Source organism: Acinetobacter piscicola, assembly GCF_002233755.1.
Taxonomy (GTDB): Bacteria; Pseudomonadota; Gammaproteobacteria; order Pseudomonadales; family Moraxellaceae; genus Acinetobacter; species Acinetobacter piscicola.
Window position 1 is genome coordinate 20,829 of sequence record NZ_NIFO01000005.1, and the last position, 23,762, is coordinate 44,590.

Annotated in this window: 22 protein-coding genes and 1 pseudogene; 10 read left to right on the forward strand and 13 right to left on the reverse strand. The window is 36.9% G+C overall.

The annotated features are described in order from the left end of the window. The first annotated feature begins 134 nt into the window (after positions 1-134). The 3 genes from CDA10_RS09900 (at position 135) to CDA10_RS09910 (ending at position 2,783) form a co-directional block, all read left to right on the forward strand. Positions 135-1,148, forward strand: coding sequence for an LLM class flavin-dependent oxidoreductase (locus CDA10_RS09900; RefSeq protein ID WP_089605450.1), 1,014 nt, complete (start codon positions 135-137; stop codon positions 1,146-1,148). Positions 1,149-1,390: 242 nt separating this feature from the next. Then, entirely contained in the window at positions 1,391-1,867 is a 477-nt protein-coding gene (gene yiaA, locus CDA10_RS09905; protein WP_089605451.1) for an inner membrane protein YiaA, read from the forward strand. A gap of 361 nt (positions 1,868-2,228) precedes the next feature. Beyond that, positions 2,229-2,783, forward strand: coding sequence for an NAD(P)/FAD-dependent oxidoreductase (locus tag CDA10_RS09910; RefSeq protein ID WP_089605452.1), 555 nt, complete (start codon positions 2,229-2,231; stop codon positions 2,781-2,783). Between the two features lie 648 nt (positions 2,784-3,431). On the opposite strand, the gene CDA10_RS09915 is transcribed toward CDA10_RS09910, so the two are convergent. Continuing rightward, a complete protein-coding gene (locus tag CDA10_RS09915; RefSeq protein WP_089605453.1) occupies positions 3,432-3,851 on the reverse strand; it encodes an OsmC family protein in 420 nt (139 codons plus the stop codon). 151 nt (positions 3,852-4,002) lie between these two features. Between CDA10_RS09915 and crp the strand changes: the two genes are divergently transcribed. Both crp and CDA10_RS09925 read left to right on the forward strand, forming a co-directional pair. Then, the gene (gene crp / locus CDA10_RS09920) at positions 4,003-4,713 is read left to right on the forward strand and encodes a cAMP-activated global transcriptional regulator CRP (protein ID WP_089605454.1); all 711 of its coding nucleotides are present in this window, start codon (positions 4,003-4,005) and stop codon (positions 4,711-4,713) included. A 299-nt stretch (positions 4,714-5,012) separates the two neighbouring features. Then, entirely contained in the window at positions 5,013-6,062 is a 1,050-nt protein-coding gene (locus tag CDA10_RS09925; RefSeq protein WP_089605455.1) for an NADP(H)-dependent aldo-keto reductase, read from the forward strand. A 107-nt stretch (positions 6,063-6,169) separates the two neighbouring features. On the opposite strand, the gene CDA10_RS09930 is transcribed toward CDA10_RS09925, so the two are convergent. From CDA10_RS09930 to CDA10_RS09945, 4 genes are all read right to left on the reverse strand, one after another. Beyond that, positions 6,170-6,955 (reverse strand): M48 family metallopeptidase, encoded by a 786-nt coding sequence (locus CDA10_RS09930; RefSeq protein ID WP_089605456.1) that lies wholly within the window; start codon positions 6,953-6,955, stop codon positions 6,170-6,172. A gap of 114 nt (positions 6,956-7,069) precedes the next feature. Then, entirely contained in the window at positions 7,070-7,375 is a 306-nt protein-coding gene (locus tag CDA10_RS09935) for a hypothetical protein (protein WP_089605457.1), read from the reverse strand. 276 nt (positions 7,376-7,651) lie between these two features. Next, a complete protein-coding gene (locus CDA10_RS09940) occupies positions 7,652-8,971 on the reverse strand; it encodes an adenylosuccinate synthase (RefSeq protein ID WP_089605458.1) in 1,320 nt (439 codons plus the stop codon). 72 nt (positions 8,972-9,043) lie between these two features. After that, positions 9,044-10,210, reverse strand: a complete 1,167-nt coding sequence (locus CDA10_RS09945; protein WP_089605459.1) for an ATP phosphoribosyltransferase regulatory subunit — start codon at positions 10,208-10,210, stop codon at positions 9,044-9,046. A gap of 333 nt (positions 10,211-10,543) precedes the next feature. Here CDA10_RS09945 and CDA10_RS09950 point away from each other — a divergent pair, with 333 nt between their 5' ends. Then, entirely contained in the window at positions 10,544-11,053 is a 510-nt protein-coding gene (locus CDA10_RS09950; protein ID WP_089605460.1) for a hypothetical protein, read from the forward strand. 93 nt (positions 11,054-11,146) lie between these two features. Here CDA10_RS09950 and CDA10_RS09955 read toward each other — a convergent pair whose 3' ends face one another. Further along, the gene (locus tag CDA10_RS09955; protein ID WP_089605461.1) at positions 11,147-11,689 is read right to left on the reverse strand and encodes a cysteine hydrolase family protein; all 543 of its coding nucleotides are present in this window, start codon (positions 11,687-11,689) and stop codon (positions 11,147-11,149) included. A gap of 124 nt (positions 11,690-11,813) precedes the next feature. Between CDA10_RS09955 and CDA10_RS09960 the strand changes: the two genes are divergently transcribed. Continuing rightward, entirely contained in the window at positions 11,814-12,224 is a 411-nt protein-coding gene (locus tag CDA10_RS09960; protein ID WP_089605462.1) for an Lrp/AsnC family transcriptional regulator, read from the forward strand. A 23-nt stretch (positions 12,225-12,247) separates the two neighbouring features. Here the strand turns inward: CDA10_RS09960 and CDA10_RS09965 are convergent. Further along, positions 12,248-12,708, reverse strand: a pseudogene (locus CDA10_RS09965) (Lrp/AsnC family transcriptional regulator). A gap of 150 nt (positions 12,709-12,858) precedes the next feature. Between CDA10_RS09965 and CDA10_RS09970 the strand changes: the two are divergent. Both CDA10_RS09970 and CDA10_RS09975 read left to right on the forward strand, forming a co-directional pair. Continuing rightward, complete coding sequence (locus CDA10_RS09970; protein WP_089605463.1) at positions 12,859-13,602, forward strand: AzlC family ABC transporter permease; 744 nt, start codon at positions 12,859-12,861, stop codon at positions 13,600-13,602. Continuing rightward, on the forward strand, positions 13,599-13,898 hold the full coding sequence (locus CDA10_RS09975; RefSeq protein WP_089605464.1) for an AzlD family protein: 300 nt from the start codon (positions 13,599-13,601) through the stop codon (positions 13,896-13,898). Before CDA10_RS09970 ends, CDA10_RS09975 begins: the two co-directional genes overlap by 4 nt. 80 nt (positions 13,899-13,978) lie before the next feature. Here CDA10_RS09975 and CDA10_RS09980 read toward each other — a convergent pair whose 3' ends face one another. Both CDA10_RS09980 and CDA10_RS09985 read right to left on the reverse strand, forming a co-directional pair. After that, positions 13,979-14,278, reverse strand: coding sequence for a hypothetical protein (locus CDA10_RS09980; RefSeq protein ID WP_089605465.1), 300 nt, complete (start codon positions 14,276-14,278; stop codon positions 13,979-13,981). A 104-nt stretch (positions 14,279-14,382) separates the two neighbouring features. Next, complete coding sequence (locus tag CDA10_RS09985) at positions 14,383-15,408, reverse strand: type I glyceraldehyde-3-phosphate dehydrogenase (protein ID WP_089605466.1); 1,026 nt, start codon at positions 15,406-15,408, stop codon at positions 14,383-14,385. A 444-nt stretch (positions 15,409-15,852) separates the two neighbouring features. Between CDA10_RS09985 and alaS the strand changes: the two genes are divergently transcribed. Then, entirely contained in the window at positions 15,853-18,543 is a 2,691-nt protein-coding gene (gene alaS / locus CDA10_RS09990) for an alanine--tRNA ligase (protein WP_171333980.1), read from the forward strand. 933 nt (positions 18,544-19,476) lie between these two features. Here the strand turns inward: alaS and hfq are convergent. The 4 genes from hfq to tsaE all read right to left on the reverse strand — a co-directional run bounded on the left by hfq (position 19,477) and on the right by tsaE (position 23,694). Next, positions 19,477-19,992, reverse strand: coding sequence for an RNA chaperone Hfq (hfq, locus tag CDA10_RS09995; protein ID WP_089605468.1), 516 nt, complete (start codon positions 19,990-19,992; stop codon positions 19,477-19,479). 90 nt (positions 19,993-20,082) lie between these two features. After that, the gene (miaA, locus tag CDA10_RS10000; protein WP_089605469.1) at positions 20,083-21,027 is read right to left on the reverse strand and encodes a tRNA (adenosine(37)-N6)-dimethylallyltransferase MiaA; all 945 of its coding nucleotides are present in this window, start codon (positions 21,025-21,027) and stop codon (positions 20,083-20,085) included. A gap of 6 nt (positions 21,028-21,033) precedes the next feature. Next, positions 21,034-23,091: a DNA mismatch repair endonuclease MutL gene (gene mutL / locus CDA10_RS10005; RefSeq protein ID WP_089605470.1), complete on the reverse strand. Its 2,058-nt coding sequence runs from the start codon at positions 23,089-23,091 to the stop codon at positions 21,034-21,036. A gap of 132 nt (positions 23,092-23,223) precedes the next feature. Beyond that, positions 23,224-23,694: a tRNA (adenosine(37)-N6)-threonylcarbamoyltransferase complex ATPase subunit type 1 TsaE gene (gene tsaE, locus CDA10_RS10010; protein WP_089605611.1), complete on the reverse strand. Its 471-nt coding sequence runs from the start codon at positions 23,692-23,694 to the stop codon at positions 23,224-23,226. Positions 23,695-23,762 lie beyond the last annotated feature (68 nt).

Sequence of the window (23,762 nt, forward strand, 5' to 3'; positions counted from 1 at the left end):
CAAAGCACCTACGGGTGCTTTTTTACATGATAAGTACACTAATTATTGCAATATATCGAAATTACTCGATATACATTCTGTTTTTTATATCGTATTATATCGATATAAAATACACTCAGGTTTAGAGTCTCACTATGCCCGCTTTAACAGATACTCAATTAAAAGATACGAAATTTTCTATTCTTGAACTTGCACCAGTTCGCGAAGATCAAAATGCCGAATTCTCATTGAAGCATGCTTTAGCATTGGCTCAACATGCTGAGAAGCTTGGTTATGAACGTTTGTGGCTTGCAGAACATCATAATATGGATGGTATCGCAAGTTCAGCAACGGCTGTATTACTCGGTTATATACTGGCAAATACCCAAAAAATTCGTTTAGGTTCTGGTGGCATCATGCTTCCGAATCATGCTCCTCTCGTTGTTGCGGAACAGTTTGGGACATTGGCAACACTTTACCCAAACCGTATTGAACTGGGTTTAGGTCGTGCGCCTGGAACTGATCCTACAACCATGCGTGCCTTAAGACGTGGACATCAAGAAACTGAAGAACAATTTCCTCAAGATGTTTTAGAAATACTGAGCTATTTTGCAGATGCTCAACCTCACCAAAGAATTAAGGCAACACCTGGTCAAGGTACACACGTTCCAGTTTGGTTATTAGGTTCAAGCTTATTTAGCGCACAACTTGCTGCACGTTTAGGTCTTCCTTATTCATTTGCCTCTCATTTTGCGCCACGCATGTTAGGACAAGCCATTCAATTGTATCGTGACAATTTCCAACCCTCTGAATATTTAGATAAACCTTATGTTTCGATGGGTGTTCCAACTGTAGTCGCTTCGACAGATACAGAAGCTGAATATTTAGCAACCAGTGTTTATCAACGAATTTTGGCTTTATTGACAGGCCAAAGTTTAAAACTTAAAGCACCGATCGAAAGTATGGAAGGTCGCTGGTCAGTTTCTGAGAAAATGGCTGTACAAAACTTTCTTGCAATGGCGCAAATTGGCTCGCCTGAAACCGTGAAAAAAGGCTTGGAAAATCTGTTAGAGAAATATCAAGTCGATGAGTTTATTTTTACTTGTGATATTTACGATACAGATAAACGCTTAGAAAACTTTAGTTTATTGATGGATTTAAAAAAATAATTTTTAAAATTACTTTTCCTCTTTACCAAAATGAAATGCTAAGTTTCATTTTGGTTTTTTTAACTTGTATTCTAATAACACTCATACAATATTGATTTTAAATAACTTTATTTAAATAATAAAAATTTATGTCTATTTATTTTCATGCTTTACAATTCAATAATCATGAAGTGCTTTGCCATCTATTTTGATGTAGGCATAATAGATTATATAAAAACCAGTAAAATCAATAAGGAATAACAATGGATCAATACATCAACAAACCAACATCTGCTTTCATTGCTGTAAGTTGGGTCGCATTATTGGCTGGGGCAGCAGCTTATTGTATTGGCTTATTCAATGCACAATTGGCATTGAATGAAAAAGGTTATTATTTGATCTTGATTTTGTATGGCTTATTTTCGGCTGTATCTTTGCAAAAAATCGTTCGTGATAAACTAGAAGGTCAACAAGTTACGGCGATTTATTATGGACTGTGTTGGGCATCTGTCGTCATCTGTTTAGTGCTCTTAGCCTTAGGTTTATGGAATGCAACCATGGCTCTCAGTGAAAAAGGTTTCTATATCATGGCCTTTTTACTCAGCTTATTTGGTGCCGTCGCTGTTCAAAAAAATATTCGAGATTTAGAGTACTTGAAAAATCATAATAGTCACAGCCAGTTTGAAATTAATCCAAAAATCAATCCATTAGAAATTAAAGAAACTGAGGACCAGTTTTAAACTTATTCAGTTAATCATTAATCAATAAAAAGCAAAGGCTTGTAATATTCTACAAGCCTTTGCTCATATATCAACAACTTATAATTTATTACTTTTAAAACACAATTTTATTCAAATTAAAGTTTAACTTCACATATAATTAAATATCGTTAATGACGTACTACAAAATAAATCGAGTGATTCAATCTTTCAAATCCATTCATTGACTGGGTCATGCATATATAGGTATTTGATCAAACGATACAATAATGAAAATGACTGACAAGATTTCAAAAAAATCTTTACCTAATAGTCCAAGTTTAGTTATATGAATGTATATCAAAGCCAAGAGCTTTGAAAATAAAACAAAAAGGATATTGATATGCACACCAAGAAAAAAAGCCAAAGGGACGGTTTTTTTCAAAATACACCAGAGTTTTTTAAACATTATACAGGGACGCTCATTTCTGCGAGCGAAATTAAACATGCAAATTTTACAGGCTTAAATGTAGCAATTATTGGTGCAAATCAGTCAACAGCAGCGCATTTAGACTTTATTACACAACATGCTGAATCTGTGAAAGTTTTTCAAATTAAACCGTCTTTCATTTTACCGCAAACTGAAAAAGGCATTCATCGATTAATTTCTCACCCACTCATTATTAAAAATCGTCGTTTATTTAATAACCGCGTAAAATCATTATTAGCGATTCGTTACTTAGATTCGCAAGTGCAAGAACAATGGTTAAAACGCCAGTTAATGCCAAATTCAGCTGATGAAAATAAAGTTTTCCTCAAATCAGATACGTATTACACAGCCTTACAACGTCAAAATTGTAAATTAATGACTTGGCCGATTGTTAAAATCAACAATCATGCCGTACAGAGCATGGAAGGAATTGAACACCTAGCCGATGTCATTGTCACCACTTACTAAGTTTTGCGTTGTAAAAAGCATCTTTGAGAATGGTTTAATACCTTTCTCAAAGATTGAACAAACCATGAAATATTAACGCTGATCTTTTGAAATCATCGTTCATATTTAGCTATATACTCAACATTATTACGAATCGTCTTATATTTTTTTCATATTATTGATTGTCTAGTTCTTATTCTTTACTACACACTACATTAAAATTTTAGCTTTCCTTTCATTACTCAAAAGTACAAATCATCGTCTTCTATACATGTAGCGAATTGACAGTCTACAATTTCTCTTTTCGTGAAGGATGTATTATTTGCATATTGGCAACCACTCGCTTTATACCGCAGATAGATTCTACGGAATCAGTGGCTTGGGTTGAGTATTAAGTTTTACATTAAACCTCTTAAAGTCTTTGAGAATAAAAGCATATAGACACTGCTTATAGAGTAAAAATTATACAAAATTAGTATAAAAATAATTAAGTTAGTTTAAAAAAGTGGCTAGAAATATGTGTTTTTTAAGTTAATACACATTTTGAAACAATTTATTTCACAAAAAATAATACCTGATTAGTCATTATTTTTATATTTAATTTATATCTAAAAAACCATAAAAAAAGCCAATATCGATATTGGCTTTTTAAATTAAATGCTAACTTGGTTATAAGGCAATAATTTCAAAATCGTGGGTAATTTCAACACCGCCATCAGAGAGCATTTTACTTGCAGAACAATACTTTTCAGCAGACAACTCAACAGCTTTAGCCACTTGTTTTTCTTTAACATCTCGCCCTGTTACCACAAAATGTAAATGTATTTTTGTGAATACTGCAGGAATAGAATCTGCTCTTTCGGCCTTAAGCTGACATACTACGTCCGTCACGTCTTGGCGTGATTTCTTTAAAATAGTCACAATATCAAATGAAGCACACCCACCAAGTCCCATTAGTATTAACTCCATAGGACGTGGGCCACGGTTTTCACCACCATACTCAGCAGAGCCATCCATTACGATTTGGTGACCACTCTCCGATTTTGCTTCAAAAGCAACATTCTCTAACCAATGAACGCTAGTTTGCATTGCAACTACCTAAAAAAAGCTATAAATTTACAGGGTACCTGTACACTAGCATAAAATGAGTTGATAAGGAATTTCATCTCTACTGCTTCTACGTGACGAGTTCAATTTAGATCAAAAGATCTAGTTATTATCCAATTCGGAATTTTTAAGCATGCCTTCTAATTTTGCACAACTTAGTACAGATGCTTTGTCTCCTGGTCAACTACCTGAGTCAGTCAAAGCTTTACTCAAAAGAGCTCACATCAATCGTTTTCCAAAACGATCTACAATTATCGATGCAGGTTCTGAGTCAAAATCGCTGTATTTAATTTTAAAAGGTTCAGTTTCAATTATTTTACGCGAAGATGATGAGCGTGAAATTGTTGTTGCGTATTTGAACCCAGGGGATTTTTTCGGGGAAATGGGATTATTTGAGCAAAATCCTCAACGTACAGCGGAAGTGAGAACCCGTGACGTATGTGAAATTGCTGAAATTTCTTATGATAATTTCCACGAAATTAGCAAACAGTATCCAGACTTAAGCTATGCAGTATTTGCACAGCTTGTTCGCCGTTTGAAAAATACAACTCGCAAAGTAACAGATTTAGCATTTATTGACGTATCTGGTCGTATTGCACGTTGCTTAATCGATCTATCCTCTCAACCTGAAGCAATGATCTTGCCAAACGGTCGTCAAATCCGTATTACTCGCCAAGAAATTGGACGTATTGTTGGTTGTTCACGTGAAATGGTTGGTCGTGTTCTTAAAACACTTGAAGAACAAGGTATGATCGAAACTGATGGTAAAGCAATCCTAATTTTTGATGTCTCTTTAGATGAATCAACTTTTTCTGAAGATGATGCTGATCATGACGAAGAATAAAATAATTTAAGCTAAATTGAGAACTGACTCTTCTTATAAAATATTTGGCTGAAATAAGATCATCATTCTCTTATCGTTTAAATCTTGTATCTAAATAATGTTAAAAGCAAACTTTCGAGTTTGCTTTTTTTAGATTTATAGAGCTAAATTTCACCATTTATATAAGAATTTTTAACAAATTTATCACATATAGATAATAATATCATTTTATTAAAACCCCTGTTGTGAATTGATTTACGCTATGATTAACCTGCATCAATTATCCAACAAATTTTTAATTATTATTCTAAGGATGTTCAATGAAATCAAATCGTTTAGGGCAATCTGATCTTATCGTTCCAGAAATTTGCCTAGGTACAATGACCTTTGGTGAGCAGAATGATCAAAATCAAGCCTTTGAACAATTGGCTTACTCACTTGATCATAATCTCCATTTTTGGGATACAGCCGAGATGTATCCAGTGCCACCCAAACCTGAAACGCAAGGTTCAACAGAAACCATTATCGGAAATTGGATTGCTCAAAATGGGCAGCGCGACAAACTTATTTTAGCAACAAAGATTGCAGGCCCACAACAAGGTGGTAGCCATATTCGTGATGGTCATACAAAGTTCATTCAATCTGAAATTGAATCTGCGCTAGATTCCTCTCTAAAGCGATTACAGACAGATTATATTGACCTATACCAACTGCACTGGCCACAGCGCGCTACCAACTTCTTTGGCTCGCTAGGCTACACCAATCAGCATGCAGCGCTTACAGAGAATATAACTCCACTTGAAGAAACACTCATTGCACTATCTAACGAAGTTAAAAAGGGGCGCATTCGTCATATTGGACTGTCCAATGAAACCCCTTGGGGAACAATGAAATTCCTACATCTCGCTGAACTGCTTGGCCTAGAAAAAGTTGTAAGTGTGCAAAATCCTTATAGCTTGCTCAATCGTACTTATGAAGTAGGTATGGCTGAAATTGCTCAGTATGAAAATGTGGGATTGCTGGCATACTCTCCTCTTGCATTTGGTTTTTTAACTGGAAAATACCGTCATGGCGCTCGCCCTGCGGATGGACGTATTACATTATTTTCACGTTTTAGTCGTTATACCAACCCACAAAGTGAATGGGCAACTGAGCAATATGCCTTACTTGCCGAAAAACATGGACTCAGTTTAACGCAAATGGCTCTAGCTTTTATTAAACAACAGTTCTTTGTAGATAGTACCATTATCGGTGCAACGACCATGAATCAATTAAAAGAGAATATCGATGCATTTCAAATTGATTTGTCTGAAGAAATTTTGACTGAAATCAATGCAATTCATCAACAGCAGCCAAACCCAGCCCCTTAATACAAATTAACGATTCAGCTGAGTATTTTTATTGTTTTACAAATGATGACGTGCTTAAAAAACAAAAGGATGCTTACGCATCCTTTTGTTTTTAGACAAATTGTCTATTATCTTCCGCCACGTGCATTATAAACTGCCATTGCAGCAGGCAAATTCTTTTTCATCGCATTGATACGTGCCGCATCGGATGGATGTGTTGACAATATTGCAGAACCTTGGGCCCCACCTTGTTTTGCCATTTTTTCCCACAATGTAATCGAAGCCTGAGGGTTATATCCTGCTTTCGCCATCATGATCAGTCCACCTTGGTCAGCACGGCTCTCTAAGCTACGTGAGTATGGCAACCCAACACCAACTTGACTTCCCAAGTCGATTGCAGCATTACCTAACTCACCAATTTGGCTACCTGCATACGATTTACCAATGCCTACAGCTATATTTGTTAGAGCTTGTGCACCTAACTTTTGTTTAGAATGTTCTTCTAAAGCATGCGTCATTTCATGTCCCATCACAGCCGCAACTTCAGCTTCTGATAGATTCAATTTATTCACAATACCTGTATAAAATACAACCTTACCACCTGGTGCTACATAAGCATTAATCGTGTCAGATTTTAATACAGCCAATTGCCAATCAAACCTTTGCCCTGTCTGGTTCATTTGATCTGCATATGGTTTTAATTTAACAAATGCGCTATAAATTTTTTTATAGGTAGCAGATGAAGTATCTAAAGTATTGTTTCCACGTGCTTCTTGTACAGTTTTATTAAAACCTTGAGCCGCACTCATATTCAAAGTCGCTGAATCAGCACCAGCCATATCTGCAAACGTTGTACAACCCGAAATTGACAATGTAGCTGCAGCACATAAACCTAGCAGTAATTTGTTCTTCATTATAATTTTCTCCATAAAAAAGTTGAACTTTACAATGACGCGATTATATTCAATAACTTGGGAGCAATAAAATAAAATAAGTTACAGATTCATAGGATTTATGTAAGTGTTCTGTTATAAAAACTGCACAATTAACCAATAAACGAGACAAATCACATTTAAAATTAAATAAACTTGGCTTAATGGTTTTATTTTTTCATTAAGTTCGACATTTTTCCGTTTCGCAAAAAGAATCGCATTTTGAACCAAAATAATAGGAACCAAAATACAAGCAATAATCACACTCAAGCCTAATAGTGCACTATTAATCAATGTTTGGTCTGTTGTTTGTGCCTGAATAATCATTAATGCTATCGTCGGTGCTCCCCCCATAGCAAAGATCAGTGAGTAAAAGATTGTATTTGAAATATTTTTTAGCATCCCACAAACCCAGTTCCATTTTATTAATGATCTATTCTAACAAGCTTGCAATCTATGCATAGCATATTCAATCACGACTTTAGTCTTTATTCTTGAATTAAATAACTAAATAAAACACTTCAAAATAATCATAGTTGGATCAATTTAACGCTATTTATAATATACACATATATTGAATACTGATGATAAAAATAAATATCAGTGTCACTCACACTAAATTCTTAAATAAAAAAGCCTCGTAAATACGAGGCTCTCTTACTTTACTTAATTTAGAAATTAAGCATCAAATGGATGACGCAATACAATTGTTTCATCACGATCTGGACCAGTTGAAATAATATCAATTGGACATTCAATCAATTGCTCAATGCGTTTCACATAATTAATCGCATTTTGTGGCAATTGATCAAGTGATTTAGCACCGAAAGTAGACTCAGACCAACCTGGCATCGTTTCATAAATTGGTTTTAAAACTTCAAATGCAAGTGCATCTGATGAACCTGCACAACCAGAGTCAGCAGCTTCATAACCTACACAGATTTTTACTTCTTCCAAACCATCTAAAACATCAAGTTTAGTTAAGCAAATACCTGAAAGTGAGTTTACATCTACAGAACGGCGTAAGATTTCAGCGTCAAACCAACCACAACGGCGTTGACGACCAGTAGAAGCACCGAACTCTGAACCTACAGTTCCAAGATGTTTACCAATTGCATCACCCACGTCATTTGCAGCATCGTAAACCAACTCAGTTGGGAAAGGACCTGCACCTACACGTGTTGTATAAGCTTTAGTAATACCTAATACATAATCAAGGTGCAATGGACCAAGACCTGAACCAGAGCTTACACCACCTGCTGTTGTATTAGACGAAGTAACATACGGATATGTACCATGGTCAACATCTAGAAGTGAGCCTTGAGCACCTTCAAACATGATGTTTTCGCCATTTTTACGATAGTTATGAAGCTCAGTAAAAACATCAATTACTAATGGAGCAACAACTTCACGCCATTGATCACACAACGCAAGCACATCTTCAACTTTAACTGGCTCAACACCAAAGAATTGAGTCAATTGGAAGTTATGGTATTCAAGCAACTCTTCAAGTTGAGCTTTAAGATGATCACCACCACGTACTAAATCCGCAACACGAATCGCACGGCGAGCAACTTTATCTTCATAAGCTGGACCAATACCGCGGCCTGTCGTACCAATTTTCGCATTACCGCGTTTAATTTCACGAGCTTGATCAAGTGCAATATGGTGTGGAAGAATCAATGGACAGTTTGGAGAAATACGTAGACGCTCACGAACTGGAACACCTTCTTTCTCAAGAATATCCATTTCTTTAATCAATGCTTCTGGTGAAAGTACAACACCATTACCAATTAAGCACAGTACGTTTTCACGTAAAATACCTGATGGAATGAGGTGAAGAACTGTTTTCTTTCCACCAACAACGAGCGTATGACCTGCGTTATGTCCACCTTGATAACGAACAACCGCTGCCGCTTGATCTGTGAGCAGGTCAACGATTTTACCTTTACCTTCGTCGCCCCATTGGGTACCGAGTACCACAACATTCTTGCCCATAATAGCCTCATTACATCATGCTGTTAAAATTGAAAACCACACATCAATGAGAGAAACATTGATGCCTAGCGATTAAATATTTTCGATCTTCCATTCACCTGCAACAAGTATCATTTGGTGTGTTGCATTTGGAATAGAGCTTAAATCATCATTACCCAACAACTGTATTACACTTAAACCTTGGCTACGTGCTGTTACAATTGCTGCCGATAAGGCTTTGTCAGCACCCTTTGGTGCTACAACAGTTTCAATCTTTTTGAATTGACCGACACTCAGTGCATAAAGGTCACAACTAAAACCTGTTGCAGGACGTGCACGACCAAAATGCTCACCGATACCATCATAACGACCACCTAAAGCAAGCGGCGCCGCACGATTCGGGGCATATACAGCGTAGGTTAAACCTGTGTGGTAATGGTATGAACGCAATTCCACAACATCAATACCAATACGCAACTTAGGCCAACGTGCTTGAATCTCAACTTGAGTTGTCACAAGCACATCAAATGCATGCTTAAACGCTTCATCAGTTAAAATATTTGCACTTAAATTTGCTTGTAACGCAGTTAAATCACTTGCATAGCGACCTAAAGCGTAAAAATCTGAGCCAAATTTCAATTCTTTTGTAAATTCAGCAAGTTCAGGCAATGCTTTACGTTGATACAAGTCAGAAAGTTGATGCTCTGTATCTTTACTTAAGCCTGCTTGTTTCACTAAGCTTCTAAATAGACCAACATGCCCTAAATCTAAATGAACACTTTCAACTAACTCTGCTGTCTCAAGCAAACCTAGCATCACGTCAATCATTTCAACATCAGCGTCAATGCTATCTGAACCAAAGAGTTCTGCACCTAATTGTAATGGTGCACGGGTGGTATTAAAACCTTGAGGCTTGGTATGAAGTACAGTACCTGCATAGCAATAACGTGCCACGCCTTCTACTGGATGTACATGCGCATCAATACGTGCCACTTGTGGTGTCATATCGGCACGCACACCAAGTAAACGACCTGAAAGTTGGTCGATGACTTTAAAAGTGGCTAAGTCTAAATCTTGATTCGATTCGGAAAGAGAAGAAAGCGATTCGATGTATTCGATAAATGGCGTGTACACCAACTGATAACCTCGAGTTGCGAGGAAATCTAAAGCTTCACGGCGCAATTGTTCAATAATCTGCGCTTGCTCTGGTAATACATCAGCTACACCATCAGGTAATAACCATGTCTCTGAAATGGGCATGTTGTAAACCTAAATCCTGTCTGCGCGGAACTAATCCGCATAAAAAAATCGGGAGCACACCCGATTTCTCTTAGTTTACCACGTTCATTTACACTGTGCATTAATAAAATGACTTTTACCTAGGGAATAATAGGCTGCTCTAGACACATTTTAATCAAATCACAAAATGCATTGCAAAATAGTACCAATAGCGTCCTCTTATATTACATTTTCCAAACTTAAGTCATTTTATTACAAAGATTTAGATTGATATTTTTACGATTAAATTTATAATTTTTCACTCAAAAAACATACAAAGATTGAAGACACAACAAACTCTCTGGGGAAATATTAATGGAAATGCATAGCAATCTGTACTACAAACATCCTGACTCAAAAGTCATGGCTGAATTAAATCGTTTATTCGAAGAACACAAAGGAGATCAAGATAAATTTATTGCCTCGGCAATAGTACTTAATCCTGAGCAAGGTCAAGAACTTGCAACAGATATTGTAAATAGTGTTGATAATGTCGAATTCGATCTTGGGCCAGAATCACTTTATTCTATCGAAGGCTATTCTATTGCTCATTTTGTACATGGTTCATCTGGTGATGAATTTATCGAAGCAATTTTACTTTTTTTAAAAGCCTTAGTTCCAGATATTCATGCACAAGCTTGGGGTTGTGGTGATGATGATCCTTGGGAATTTTGGTTTAAATTTGAAGGTGATGAACTGGTTCGTGAAGATGACGAACCCTTTAATGATCCTGAGGAAGATGAAGAAATCAAAGCCTCAATTTACACATGGTGGCATGCAGATTTACCGAAGAAGATCAAAGAAGGTTTTTTAAACGAAGAATAACGTTGGGGCTTAGGAAGTTAAGCAAATTTAAAGGGAAGTATAAAAATCAAAATGAATATACTTCCCTTTTACTTAGGCTATTTTAAGTTTTGACTATTTTAAATAATCATCAATACTCACGACTTCTGAAAACATTTGAAACGCCGACAAACAGGCAGTTTGTACATCTTCTGCTTGAACCGTTCTGTCTGAATAGCTCAGTTGACGAGTGGCTGTAGCTTCCGCAATGATCGTAGGTTGGTATCCTAACTCTGCTGCTGCACGTGAGGTTGCATCAACACACATATGCGTCATCATGCCACTCACTACTAATTTTTCAATACCAAGCCGCTCTAATTCTGCTTTTAAAGTCGTTTGGAAAAAACTATTGGGATAGTGCTTTTCAATCACGATAGAATCAGCCTTTACACGTAAACCTGAATGAAGTGCTACACCCTCCGTCTCGGCTTCAAAGAATGATGCATTGGGCTGATTGGCTATATGTTGAATATAAATAATCGGTTGATCATTCTTTATAAAGCTAGCCTCCAGTCTATTGACTTGTTTTAGAGCCTGCTCTGCACAGAACAATTCCATCTTCCCTTGAGGGAAATAATCATTTTGTACATCTATGACTAATAATGCAGTTTTACTCATATTCTTTTCCTAACAGTTGTGTTGATGTTTTTATAAGATTAATCAAAACAGCTGGTGATTTGCAGTCACTCATGAAAGAATAATTCTCTAGAAACTTTCAAACTGAAAATTTGTTCAATTTACTATGTTGCCAAATGACCCGATTGATCTAAAAATCTTAAAAATACTGAAAACTGATTCTCGCCTAAGCAATAAAGAGATCGGGAAATTAGTACATCGTACAGGTCAAGCTGTAGGAAGTCGTATTGCCCGAATGCAAGATGAAGGAACAATTCAGAAATATACGATTACGCTGCACCATCAATCGACACAATTTATCCGTGTAATGATGCAAAATAATGACTTTGAACAGTTTGAAGCTTTTATCGCTCAATTTGATTCAATTGAAACTTGCTATAAAGTATGTGGTTCTGCCTGCTATATGTTGGTTACGCATTTCGATACTCATGCAATCAATCATTTTATAGAACAACTTTCTGAATGGGGACAATACTCAGTCGATAGTGTAGTAAGAGCGATAGAAACACAGCCTTAATTTTTATCTCCTCATCAACAAGATCAATCCAACGGTAGTTCCGTTGTATGCTTAATTTTTTGTAAAGGAATTTCAGTTTTAACATTTTGAATCCCTGAAATTTTATTCAAATGACTAATTTGAAACTTACGATAGGCTTCTAAATCTGATACCACGATTCTTAAAAAGAAATCGCAATCCCCTGCCATGAGCTGACATTCTACAATTTCTGGAATGTCCATATGGTATCAATGAATTGATTTACTGCACGTTCATCTTGGCTTTTCAACCAAATCCGCGCAAAAACAATGAGGCTTAAATTGACTTTCTGTGGATTCACTAAAGCGACATATTGGTCAATCACACCCGCATCTTCCAATTGCTTTACTCGACGCAAACATGGCGACGCAGATAATCCAATTTGTTCAGCTAATTCATTATTTTGCAATTTACCATCACGCTGCAAAGCTTGCAGAATACGGCGATCTGTTTGGTCTAGTTTCATAAAAACCTTTTTGGTATTTAAATTTAAAAAATTAAATATTTAAGCAATATTATTTCAAAATTAGTTTTTATAACAGCAACTTTAGCGAAATATAGCGAATCAATTGGCATAAAATAGAATCCACTCGTTCTACTTACCTTTGAGCTACGCATGTTTAGTTTTAAAAACACGATGCTAGAACTTTCTTATTCTTTAGGATTTAGGGAGTTTTTACGTGGGATTAAAGTTTCTATTCCAATGTTATTAGGGATTATTCCTTTTGCATTGGTTTTAGGAACACAAGCGGCTCAAAAAGGTTTTTCAGCTTTAGAAGTTCCTTTGCTCACAGGTTTAAATTTTGCAGGAGGTTCAGAATTCGCCATTATTGAAGTCTGGACACAACCACCACAACTTTTATTCTTGATTTTAATAACATTTTTGGTCAATAGCCGTCATATTCTAATGGGTGCAAGTCTTGCACCCTATATTCAACATCTACCTAACCGAAAAGCACTGCCATTATTGTTTTTTATGTGTGATGAAAGTTGGGCATTGAGTATTACAGATGCTCATAAAAATAATCCACGTAACCCCTATCATGGCTTTAGTGTGTTCTTTTATATCGGTTTATGTTTTGCCCTATATGTCATGTGGGTCGTTTTTACCACTTTAGGCGTAGGAATAGGCTCATTCCTTGGAGATGTGACTAAATTTGGCTTTGACATGGCATTTCCAGCTGTTTGTTTAGTGCTTTTACGAGGTATGTGGAAAGGCTTTAAACCTGCATTACCATGGTTATTTAGCTTAGTCGCAGCAGCATTGGCTTATCTCTATTTGCCGAATGGTTGGTACGTTTTAATCGGTTCTATTACTGGAGTTATAGCCGCATTTTTCTTAATAGGAGATGAAGAGTGATTCATACAGCGACTTTTATTGCGATTATATGTGTTGCGCTTACTACTTATTCAACACGTGTTTTAGGTTATTTATTACTCAAAAATAAAACATTAAGCAAAAAAACTACACGTATTTTACAAGTGATTCCGGGTTGTGTACTTATTTCAGTGATCGCTCCTTATTTTGTTTCAGACAATCCAGCGAATTTAATTGCAATTGTGCTTACTTTAGCTGCTGCTTGTTACTTATCGCTGTTGCCTACAGTAATGATCAGTATTGCTGCCACAGGTGCTTTGAGATACTTTTTAAACTAATTAAATGCGTATCTCTTTAATCGTGAATAATAACTTGAATAATCAAATGTAGTGATTCAATCGCTTCAAAATACGATGAATCATTTACCTGAAAAATTCTGTTGTAATAAACGAATGAATTCTGCATTTTGTAATTCAACTTGCGCCATACGACTTGTGGTTTTATCAATCACTTCTTGCTGTACATGCATTTTTTTTGCTAAATCCTGCATAATTTGTAAAGTCTGTTTGAGATGTTCTTCTTGCGCATTGATATGCTGCTCTTGATCTTGCTGAATCGTCAAAAGTTCTTGATTGTCTTTAGAAAGTTTTCCAGTTTGCCAAATTAAAAAAATCATTGCCAAATAAAGGAATACGATTCCTGTAATTATAAATATCATTGTATTCCCCAAAATAAAACTTGATATAACAGTATAAGTAAGTTACTCATCAAAAAATAATCATTAAATCTATCTAGAATGAATAAAACATTCATACGAAGTCATTATGAATTAAACAACTCACATAAATCGAGTAAACGATTTGCATAACCCCATTCATTATCATACCAAGCAAATACTTTCGCTTGATTCCCCACTACCATCGTTTGAGCTAGATCAACAATTAAAGAGTAAGGTGAATGATTAAAATCACTAGAAACCAATGCTTCGTCAGTGACTGACATGATCTCAGCATAATCATATTTAGCTGCTTGAATTAAGGTCTGATTAATTAAATGATTGGTAATTGGTGATTTTGCAATAAAAGTTAAATCAATCGCTGCAACATTGATGGTCGGAACACGAATCGAATAACCATCTATACGATTTTCCATCTTCGGCATCACTTGTTTCAATGCACCCAATGCGGAAGACGTGGTTGGGATAATGTTTTGACCAGAAGCACGTGCCCGACGTAAGTCACGATGCGCATGGTCTAAAACCGATTGATCTGCGGTTACGGCATGAATTTCCGTCATTAACGCAGTTTCTATGCCAAAAGCATCATCGATAATTTTAACCAATGGAACGAGTGCTTGCGTGGTACACGACACACTAGAAATAATTTGATCGGTTTCTTTGAGTTCATAGTGATTTACACCATAAACAATGGCTGCATCGACTGTATCAAAAGGTGCAGCACCAATAATGACGCGCTTCGCCCCTGCTATAAGGTGCTGCGTTGCCGCCTCTCTTGAACGAAATAGTCCAGTACATTCCAAAACCACATCAATATTTAAATCTGCCCATGGCAAATGCACTGGGTCTGCTTGTCTTAAAATTTGAACTTTAAGTTTGGTCTGTCGTGCATCGATAGACATGTAAATATGTTCATTTTCCTGAACAATATCTACAGCGCCATCAAAACGACCATGCGTAGTATCGTATTTAAATAAATGGACTAAGGTTTCAACATCTGCAATATCATTGATCGCAACGATTTCAAAATGGAAGTTTTTCGGATTTTCAAACCAAGCTCTTAATACATTTCGCCCAATTCTACCAAAGCCATTAATCGCCACACGTTGCATCATTTATCCTTAAAGTTGAAACAATAAATTTCAGCATTATATGTTATCGGATTTCTAAGCTTTACGGCGAATATTTATCAAAAAATTAACAGTAAATATTTGTTTTGAAATGATGCTTAATCCATACGAAATTTGATAAAAACTATAGGAATGACTTGGATATTCATGGTTATCATTTCTTAGATATCAATTTTTTTTAAATGCTAACCTTAGATTGTCATGACAAAATATTTACAATTTTAAAATACTGACTTTAAATCCGAGTTTCAACACAATGTAAATTACAGAGAAAACCAATAATTCACCTTAAAATCATTGGTGACGTTAGTATTTTCCGTTATACTTTGGCGTTTTAAAAAATTAAGCCTGTGTGAGCACTGAGCATAAAAATCAGACTCAGCAACACACTTTTAGCCAATATGAAAATTAAGGAGTGACTTGGTCGTGAGTACTCGTATTATGACAACTGCTGAAATACGTGAAGCTTTTTTGCGTTACTTTGAATCGCAAGGACATACACGTGTCGCGTCGAGTTCACTTGTACCCGCCAACGATCCTACTCTGCTCTTTGCCAATGCGGGGATGAACCAATTTAAAGATTGTTTCCTTGGCTTAGAAAAACGTGATTATGTTCGTGCAACATCTTCACAAAAAGTTGTACGCGCAGGTGGTAAACACAACGATTTAGATAACGTTGGTTATACCGCGCGCCACCATACATTCTTCGAAATGTTAGGTAACTTCTCTTTTGGTGACTACTTTAAACGTGATGCAATTAAATTTGCTTGGGAATTCCTAACGGGTGATGAATGGTTAGCGCTTCCTAAAGATAAATTGTACGCCACTGTTTACCATACAGATGATGAAGCTTTTGACATTTGGAACAAAGACGTTGGTCTAGATGCAAGTCATATTATCCGTATTGGTGATAAAGGCGAAAAATACGAATCAGATAACTTCTGGACAATGGGTGACACAGGTCCTTGTGGCCCTTGTTCAGAAATCTTCTTTGACCATGGCGACCACATTTGGGGTGGTTTACCAGGTTCACCTGAAGAAGATGGCGACCGTTTTATCGAGATCTGGAATAACGTTTTCATGCAGTTCAACCGTACTGCTGATGGTGTGCTTCATGCTCTGCCTGCACCATCTGTAGATACAGGTATGGGTTTAGAACGTATTTCAGCTGTCATGCAACATGTTAATTCAAACTATGACATTGACTTGTTCCAACACTTACTCAAATCTGCTGCTGAAATTATCGATGTAGATATGAGCCAAGCGGAAGCTGATGCCCAAGCCAATAACAAAGCAATTGAATACCCTGCCTCACTTAAAGTCGTTGCTGACCATGCTCGTTCATGTTGCTTCTTGATTGCTGATGGCGTAAACCCATCGAATGAAGGTCGTGGCTATGTGTTACGTCGTATCATCCGTCGCGCAATTCGTCACGGCAATAAAATGGGCGCAACAGGTACATTCTTCTACAAAATGTTGCAACCATTAATCGATGTTATGAGTGAAGCTTACCCTGAACTTGCTGAACGTCGTCAAGTCATTGAAGCTGCTTTAATTCGCGAAGAAGAATTATTTGCTAAAACACTTGAACAAGGTTTGAAATTACTTGAGGGTGAACTTGCCAACCTTAAAGGCAAAGTCATTCCAGGGGCAACAGTTTTTAAACTTTACGATACTTACGGCTTCCCTGCAGATTTGACCGCGGATATTGCACGTGAACGTGAATTAGAAATTGACGAAGCTGGTTTCGAAGTTGAAATGGCTGCTCAGCGTCAACGTGCACGTGATGCAGGTAAATTTGCTATTGACTATAACAGCATTGTTAAAGTTGATGGCGAAACTCAATTTGATGGCTATGCTGCGACTCAAGGTCAAGGTCAAATTATCGCGATCTATAAAGATGGCGAACAAGTTGATGAAGTCTTTGAAGGTGATGAAGCACTCATCGTATTAAACCAAACTCCTTTCTATGCAGAAAGCGGTGGTCAAATCGGTGATACAGGTATCTTCAAAAATGATACAGGTATTTTTGAAGTTCAGGATACCAAGAAGTCTGGTGGTGCTTTTGTACACCAAGGTATCGTGACGATGGGTAGCTTAAAAGCAACTCAACGTGTTGAAGCTATTGTTAAAGCTGATTTACGTGAAGCTACTGCGCGTAACCATTCTGCAACTCACCTGTTACATGCTGCTTTACGTCAAGTTTTGGGTGAGCATGTTCAACAAAAAGGTTCACTGGTTGCTTCAGACATCTTACGTTTTGACTTTGCCAATGACCAACCTGTAACTTTCGAACAACTACAACAAGTTGAACGTATTGTGAATGGTGAAGTGATTGCCAATACAGCTGTTTCTACAGAACTTCTAGACATCGAAGCCGCTAAAGAAAAAGGCGCAATGATGTTGTTCGGTGAAAAATACGGTGATGAAGTTCGTGTACTTTCTATGGGTTCAATCCAAGGTGAGAAAAATTTCTCTATCGAACTTTGTGGTGGTATCCATGTAAAACGCACGGGTGATATTGGTCTATTCAAAATCACTTCAGAAGGTGGTGTTGCAGCGGGTGTACGTCGTATCGAAGCCGTTACTGGTACAAAAGCACTTGAAATCGTTCAGAAAATTGATGCTGATATTCTTCATATTAATGATTTATTGAAAGCTCAAAAAGACCAAACTGTTGAAAAAGTGGAAGCAACTGTTGAAACAGCACATCAATTGCAAAAGCATATTGAGCAATTGAATCAAAAATTGGCGAACTTCCAAGCGAACGACTTAATGGGTCAAGTTCAAAATATTGCAGGTCGTCAAACGCTTATTGCCACAGTTCAAGGACAAGATGCGAAATCAGTTCGTCATCTTCATGATAGTGTCAAATCTAAATTAGAAAATGCAGTCATCGTACTTGCAGGTGTTGAAGGTGACAAAGTCAGCTTAATCGCATCTGTAGCGAAAGATTTTACTGCAAATCTAAAAGCGGGTGACATCATCAAACACTTAGCGACTGAGCTTGGTGGTAAAGGTGGTGGTAAACCTGACTTAGCACAAGGTGGCGCGCCACTAAACGAGAAGTTTGATCAAGTTATGGCAAATTTAACTGCTTGGCTTGCTCAAAAATAATACTTCACCTTTTGTGTCATGATCCTAATGCCAATTAGGGTCATGGCATATATGATGGTATGCTAAAAAACGAAAGCTTTAGTTTGATAAACTACAAAGACTTATGAAAAGTTTACCGTGAGCAAAAAAATTTCATAGAGCTAAATTTAAAGCAATTGAAATTAATAATTAGTTGATGCACAGCAATATTCACCTGATCCCATAGCTCTACTTGAAGAAAATAAAAAGCTCAAACAACAGCTAAGAATTGCTGAAATTGAAAGAGAATTTCTAAAAAATTAATAACGCACTTTTCCAAATAAAATCAGTGATATAAGCATACATTTTCTATAACCATCATACCTTGCCTACAACCTTATTAAATATATCAATTTCAAGATTTTGTGATTGGATAAAGTATGGTGTGAGGAAAAGAGTTATTCAAAGGAAAACACAATAATTCACAATGTGCAGTTCAAATCCAGTATGGGTAAATGATATTACTTATATTTGAACAGCCGAAGGATGGTTATATTTAGCTACCTTAAAAGATCTTTATAGCGAACAAATCGTTGGCTACAGTTAAATGAACGAATGACAACGCAACTTGTTTACCATGCTTAGAGCGATAAGTGAGTTCATCATCGTAATTATAAAACTAAGGAGAAAGCTAAAACAGATATTATCAAATGCAGTGAATTATTTTATAATCAGCAGAGAATTCAGAAAGAACTACATTTTAAGACATCAAATCAAATGGTCAGAGATTTTTACAAATGCGTTGCCTAGAATCTCTCAAATAGAAGTCTCCTGTAATTTCAACACACAATCATTATTTTCATTACATCGCTTTAAAACAGACCTCTCAGCGATATCTAATTTTACTCAGAACAAAAATACAAAAAAGACGCCATTTAGGCGTCTTTTCTAACAATTAGATTGAACAATCAAAAATTAACGATTGTTTTCATCTTCTTGTGAATCTTCAAATTTAGTTTCGCCACCAAAGTCAGAACCTTGACCACCAAAACCACCTTGACCACCAAAACCACCTTGACCGCCGAAGCCACCTTGACCGCCGAAGCCACCTTGGCTACCGAAACCGCCTTGACCACCAAAACCGCCTTGGCTACCAAAACCGCCCTGACCACCAAAACCGCCTTGTTGACCACCGAAGCCGCCTTGTTGACCACCGAAACCACCAGGTTGACCACCACCGAAACCACCAGTAGTACCTTGAGCACCAGCAGGAGCACCAGCAGGACGAGGATTACGTGCAGGAACAACTGTTGAAATCGCATGCTTATAAACCATTTGGCTTACAGTATTTTTCAACAAAACAACGTACTGGTCGAAAGATTCTATATGACCTTGTAGTTTGATACCGTTTACAAGAAAAATAGAAACAGGAATGCGTTCTTTACGGAGAGAATTTAAGAACGGATCTTGCAAAGTTTGACCTTTAGACATTTTATACTCCAAAAAAAATTAAAATCAGCGCAAAAACTATCTTTATTTTTCAATTAAAATTTATAAAAAAGATAGTTGTTAAATTTTGCTTTATCCGTATAAGTTTCGCAAGTCTTCTTGCGCCTGCTTTATCGTAAAAAAAGTTGTAAATTGATGTAATTCTTGCAAAGAACGCAACCATGTGTATTGACGTTTTGCTAATTGTCGTGTTGCAAATAACGCCTTATCACACATTTCTTGATAACTTTCTTGACATATATCACCATTTTTCAAAAAATCAATAGCTTGACGATATCCAACAGAGCGAAAAGCGGGTAAATTTTCATCGAGATCGTATTTTTTCATAAGAGTCTCCACCTCATTTAAAAATCCGATATCCCACATTTTCTCTAACCGCATTTCGATACGTTTATGCAATTCTACACGATCAGGCATTAAAGCATAATTATGAAAATTGTAGCGATATGGTTGTCTTTTTGGCTGTTCAGCTTGTAATTGTGTAATAGGTCGACCTGTTATTTTATAGACCTCTAGTGCCCGAATAATACGTTGCTTATCACTTACTTTAAATTTCTCACCTGCCAAAGAATCCACGGCTTTTAATTCATCATAAACCGCTTGCCAGCCTTCCGTTTCCCCCTTCAACTCAATCGCTGCTCGAATATCATAATCAGCGCTGGGTAAATTTGTTGCTAAGCCTTCAAGCAATGCTTTGAAATAGAGCATCGTTCCGCCGACCAAAATTGGGGTTTTCCCATGTGCATGGATATCATCAATCAAACGGCATGCATCCTCAACAAATTCTGCCGCAGAATAAACTTCAAGTGGTGTAATGATATCAATCAGATGATGCGGATAACGCTCCTGTTCGGCTTTTGAAGGCTTCGCCGTACCAATATCCATATCTTTAAAAACAAGCGCAGAATCAACTGAAATAAGCTCATAATTGCCTTGTTCGTATAGCTCGCATGCCAAAGCCGTTTTACCGCTTGCAGTCGGTCCCATTAAATTGATGACGGGCAATTGATTTGACATGTACAACTACTCTCCTCGAGCAAATAATTTATCTAATTGAGCCAATGGAAATGCACGCCATGTTGGACGACCATGATTACATTGACTCGCAAATTCTGTTTGTTCCATTTGTCGCAACAAAGCATTCATTTCTGAAAGGCTGAGTACCCGATGTGCTCTGACTGCCCCATGACATGCCATACCTGCCAAAATATGATCACGCTTTTGTTGTAATGCTTGAGCCTCATCATTCGGATCTAAATCATTTAATAATTCAGGCACTAGCGAATCAAAATCAGCTTTATGCAATATCGCAGGCACGCCACGTACAATCACTTGTTCATCACCATATTGGTCAATATCCAATCCCAATCGTTCTAATTGTGGTTTTAATTCATCAATACGCGTGGCTTGCATACGTGTAATAGAAATTACTTTAGGGATAAGCAGTTGTTGCGAAGTCCAAAACTCGGGTTTATCCCACGCTGACTTCATTTGCTGCAATAGAATTCGCTCATGTGCTGCATGCATATCAACAATGATTAAACCTTCGGTATTTTGCGCAAGAATGTAAATCGCATGCAGCTGTGCTATTGCAATCCCCAAAGGATATTCATCGATTTGAGATGTCGTAGACTGTGAAATGGCTTGTACTGAACGATTATAAGACTCTTGATCACTTAAACCTTGCGAGTTATTCCCTACTGCATGATTTGAATTGCTATGATCATTTTCACGTAAAGGCGCTAAATAGCTTTTTAATGCATTGTTGAGTTGCTGTGTGCCTTTGTATTGTTGCTGATTTTGGCTTTGATAATGAACCGCTTGTGGTTGATTTGAATTAAAATCAGTTAAACCATCATTGTGGAATTGATTCATTTGCACAGCATCGGTATTGCTTAGGCTATTTTCTGTCTGAGTATCAAAATAAGGGTTGCTCTGTAGATTCGTCGTATCACGATGTAATTGAAATTGCTCTTGATAACGAGGCTGTGGTGTTTGCCATGCAACAGCTTGCTCATCTTGTTTCATTGCGGATGATAATTCAACAGATGCCGTTTGAAATTGTGCCAGTGTTTCTTTCGCATAATGACGTACAAACTCATGTACTTCACGTTGATTTAAAAAACGAATTTCATGTTTCGTTGGATGAACATTCACATCGACATTTTCAGGATCAACTTCTAAAAACAACAAATAAGCTGAATGTTGATGCCCATGTAGAATACCGTCATATGCCATACGTAGAGCATGTGAAATGGTTTTATCTTTGACAATACGACCATTCACATAAACATACTGTAAATCTGCTTGCCCACGTGCATCTGAAGGATGCCCTAACCAACCCGATAAACGCATATTGATACTATCTGCATCAATCCAATACGCATTTTCTGTAAATGGGCGACCTAATAATTGTTGTACACGTTGAAAGCGTAATTCACCGCTATCTGCGATGGGTAAATTTAGCCGAATATTTTCATTATGTTCCAATACAAAACGAATATCGAAATGAGTTAACGCCATACGACGTACAATTTCTTCGATATGCCCAAATTCAGTGCTTGGTTTTTTTAAAAATTTACGTCGTGCAGGTACATTAAAAAACAAATCTTGAATGCGAATGTGTGTGCCTTGCTGAGCAGCAACGGCTTGAATATCTTGATTTTCAAAAGCAGTACCATTGACTTCAAGTTGATAACCGATACCTGAGTCATCCTGACTACTGGTCAGTGTGAGTCGTGAAACCGCGGCAATAGAAGCCAATGCTTCACCGCGAAATCCCAAACTTACAATCGCTTGCAACTCTTCCGCAGATTGGATCTTGCTAGTGGCATGTCTGGTTACGGACAATGCAAGGTCTTCTGCATGAATACCACGGCCATTATCAATAATTTCAATTAGCGTACTACCACCCTGTGCGACTCGGATAATCAGTTCCGTTGCACCTGCATCGATCGAATTCTCAAGTAATTCTTTCACCACTGATGACGGACGTTCAATCACCTCACCTGCTGCAATTTGGTTAGCCAAAGCAGGATCTAAAGTCTGAATACGTCTTAAACTGATATTTTCTTGCTGCATGCAATCAACCTAACAATTGACCTAAAAGTTATGTTACATAACCATCGTCATAAATTTATTTTGTATTTTAATCCACACAGCAATTCATTTAATCAATCTATGTTCATTACAAATAGCAAAGAAGCATCATTTTCAATGATTAAAATTTTGCAGTGCATCAATCAATTCTTCTGAAGTACTGCTTATCGTAATTTCACGAACAGTTTCATCATCTGTTTTTTGAATATCAATCACGTGATCTGCTTGAGGAATTTCCTCACCACCTTTCGATGGCCATTCAAATAAGAACAAAGCATTGGGAACATCTAAATAATCCCGAATACCCATTAATTCAAGCTCATACGGATCATTTAGGCGATATAAATCAAAATGAAAAATATCTTTTCCAACAATATTATAAGGCTCAACCAATGTATAAGTTGGGCTTTTAACAGCACCCTTATGCCCTAAACCTTGTAACCAATAACGGCTAAGTGTCGTTTTACCTGCACCTAAATCACCAATAAGATAAATCACGCCTTCTGCAATATGTTGCGCTAATTTTTGCGCTAATTTTTTGGTATCTAATTCATTGCTCAGGCTTAATTTACATGAATATTGCATAGCACTCACGATATGATTCAAACAAGCGACTATGATAGCATTGCAAGACAATATTGCCCAACTAGATT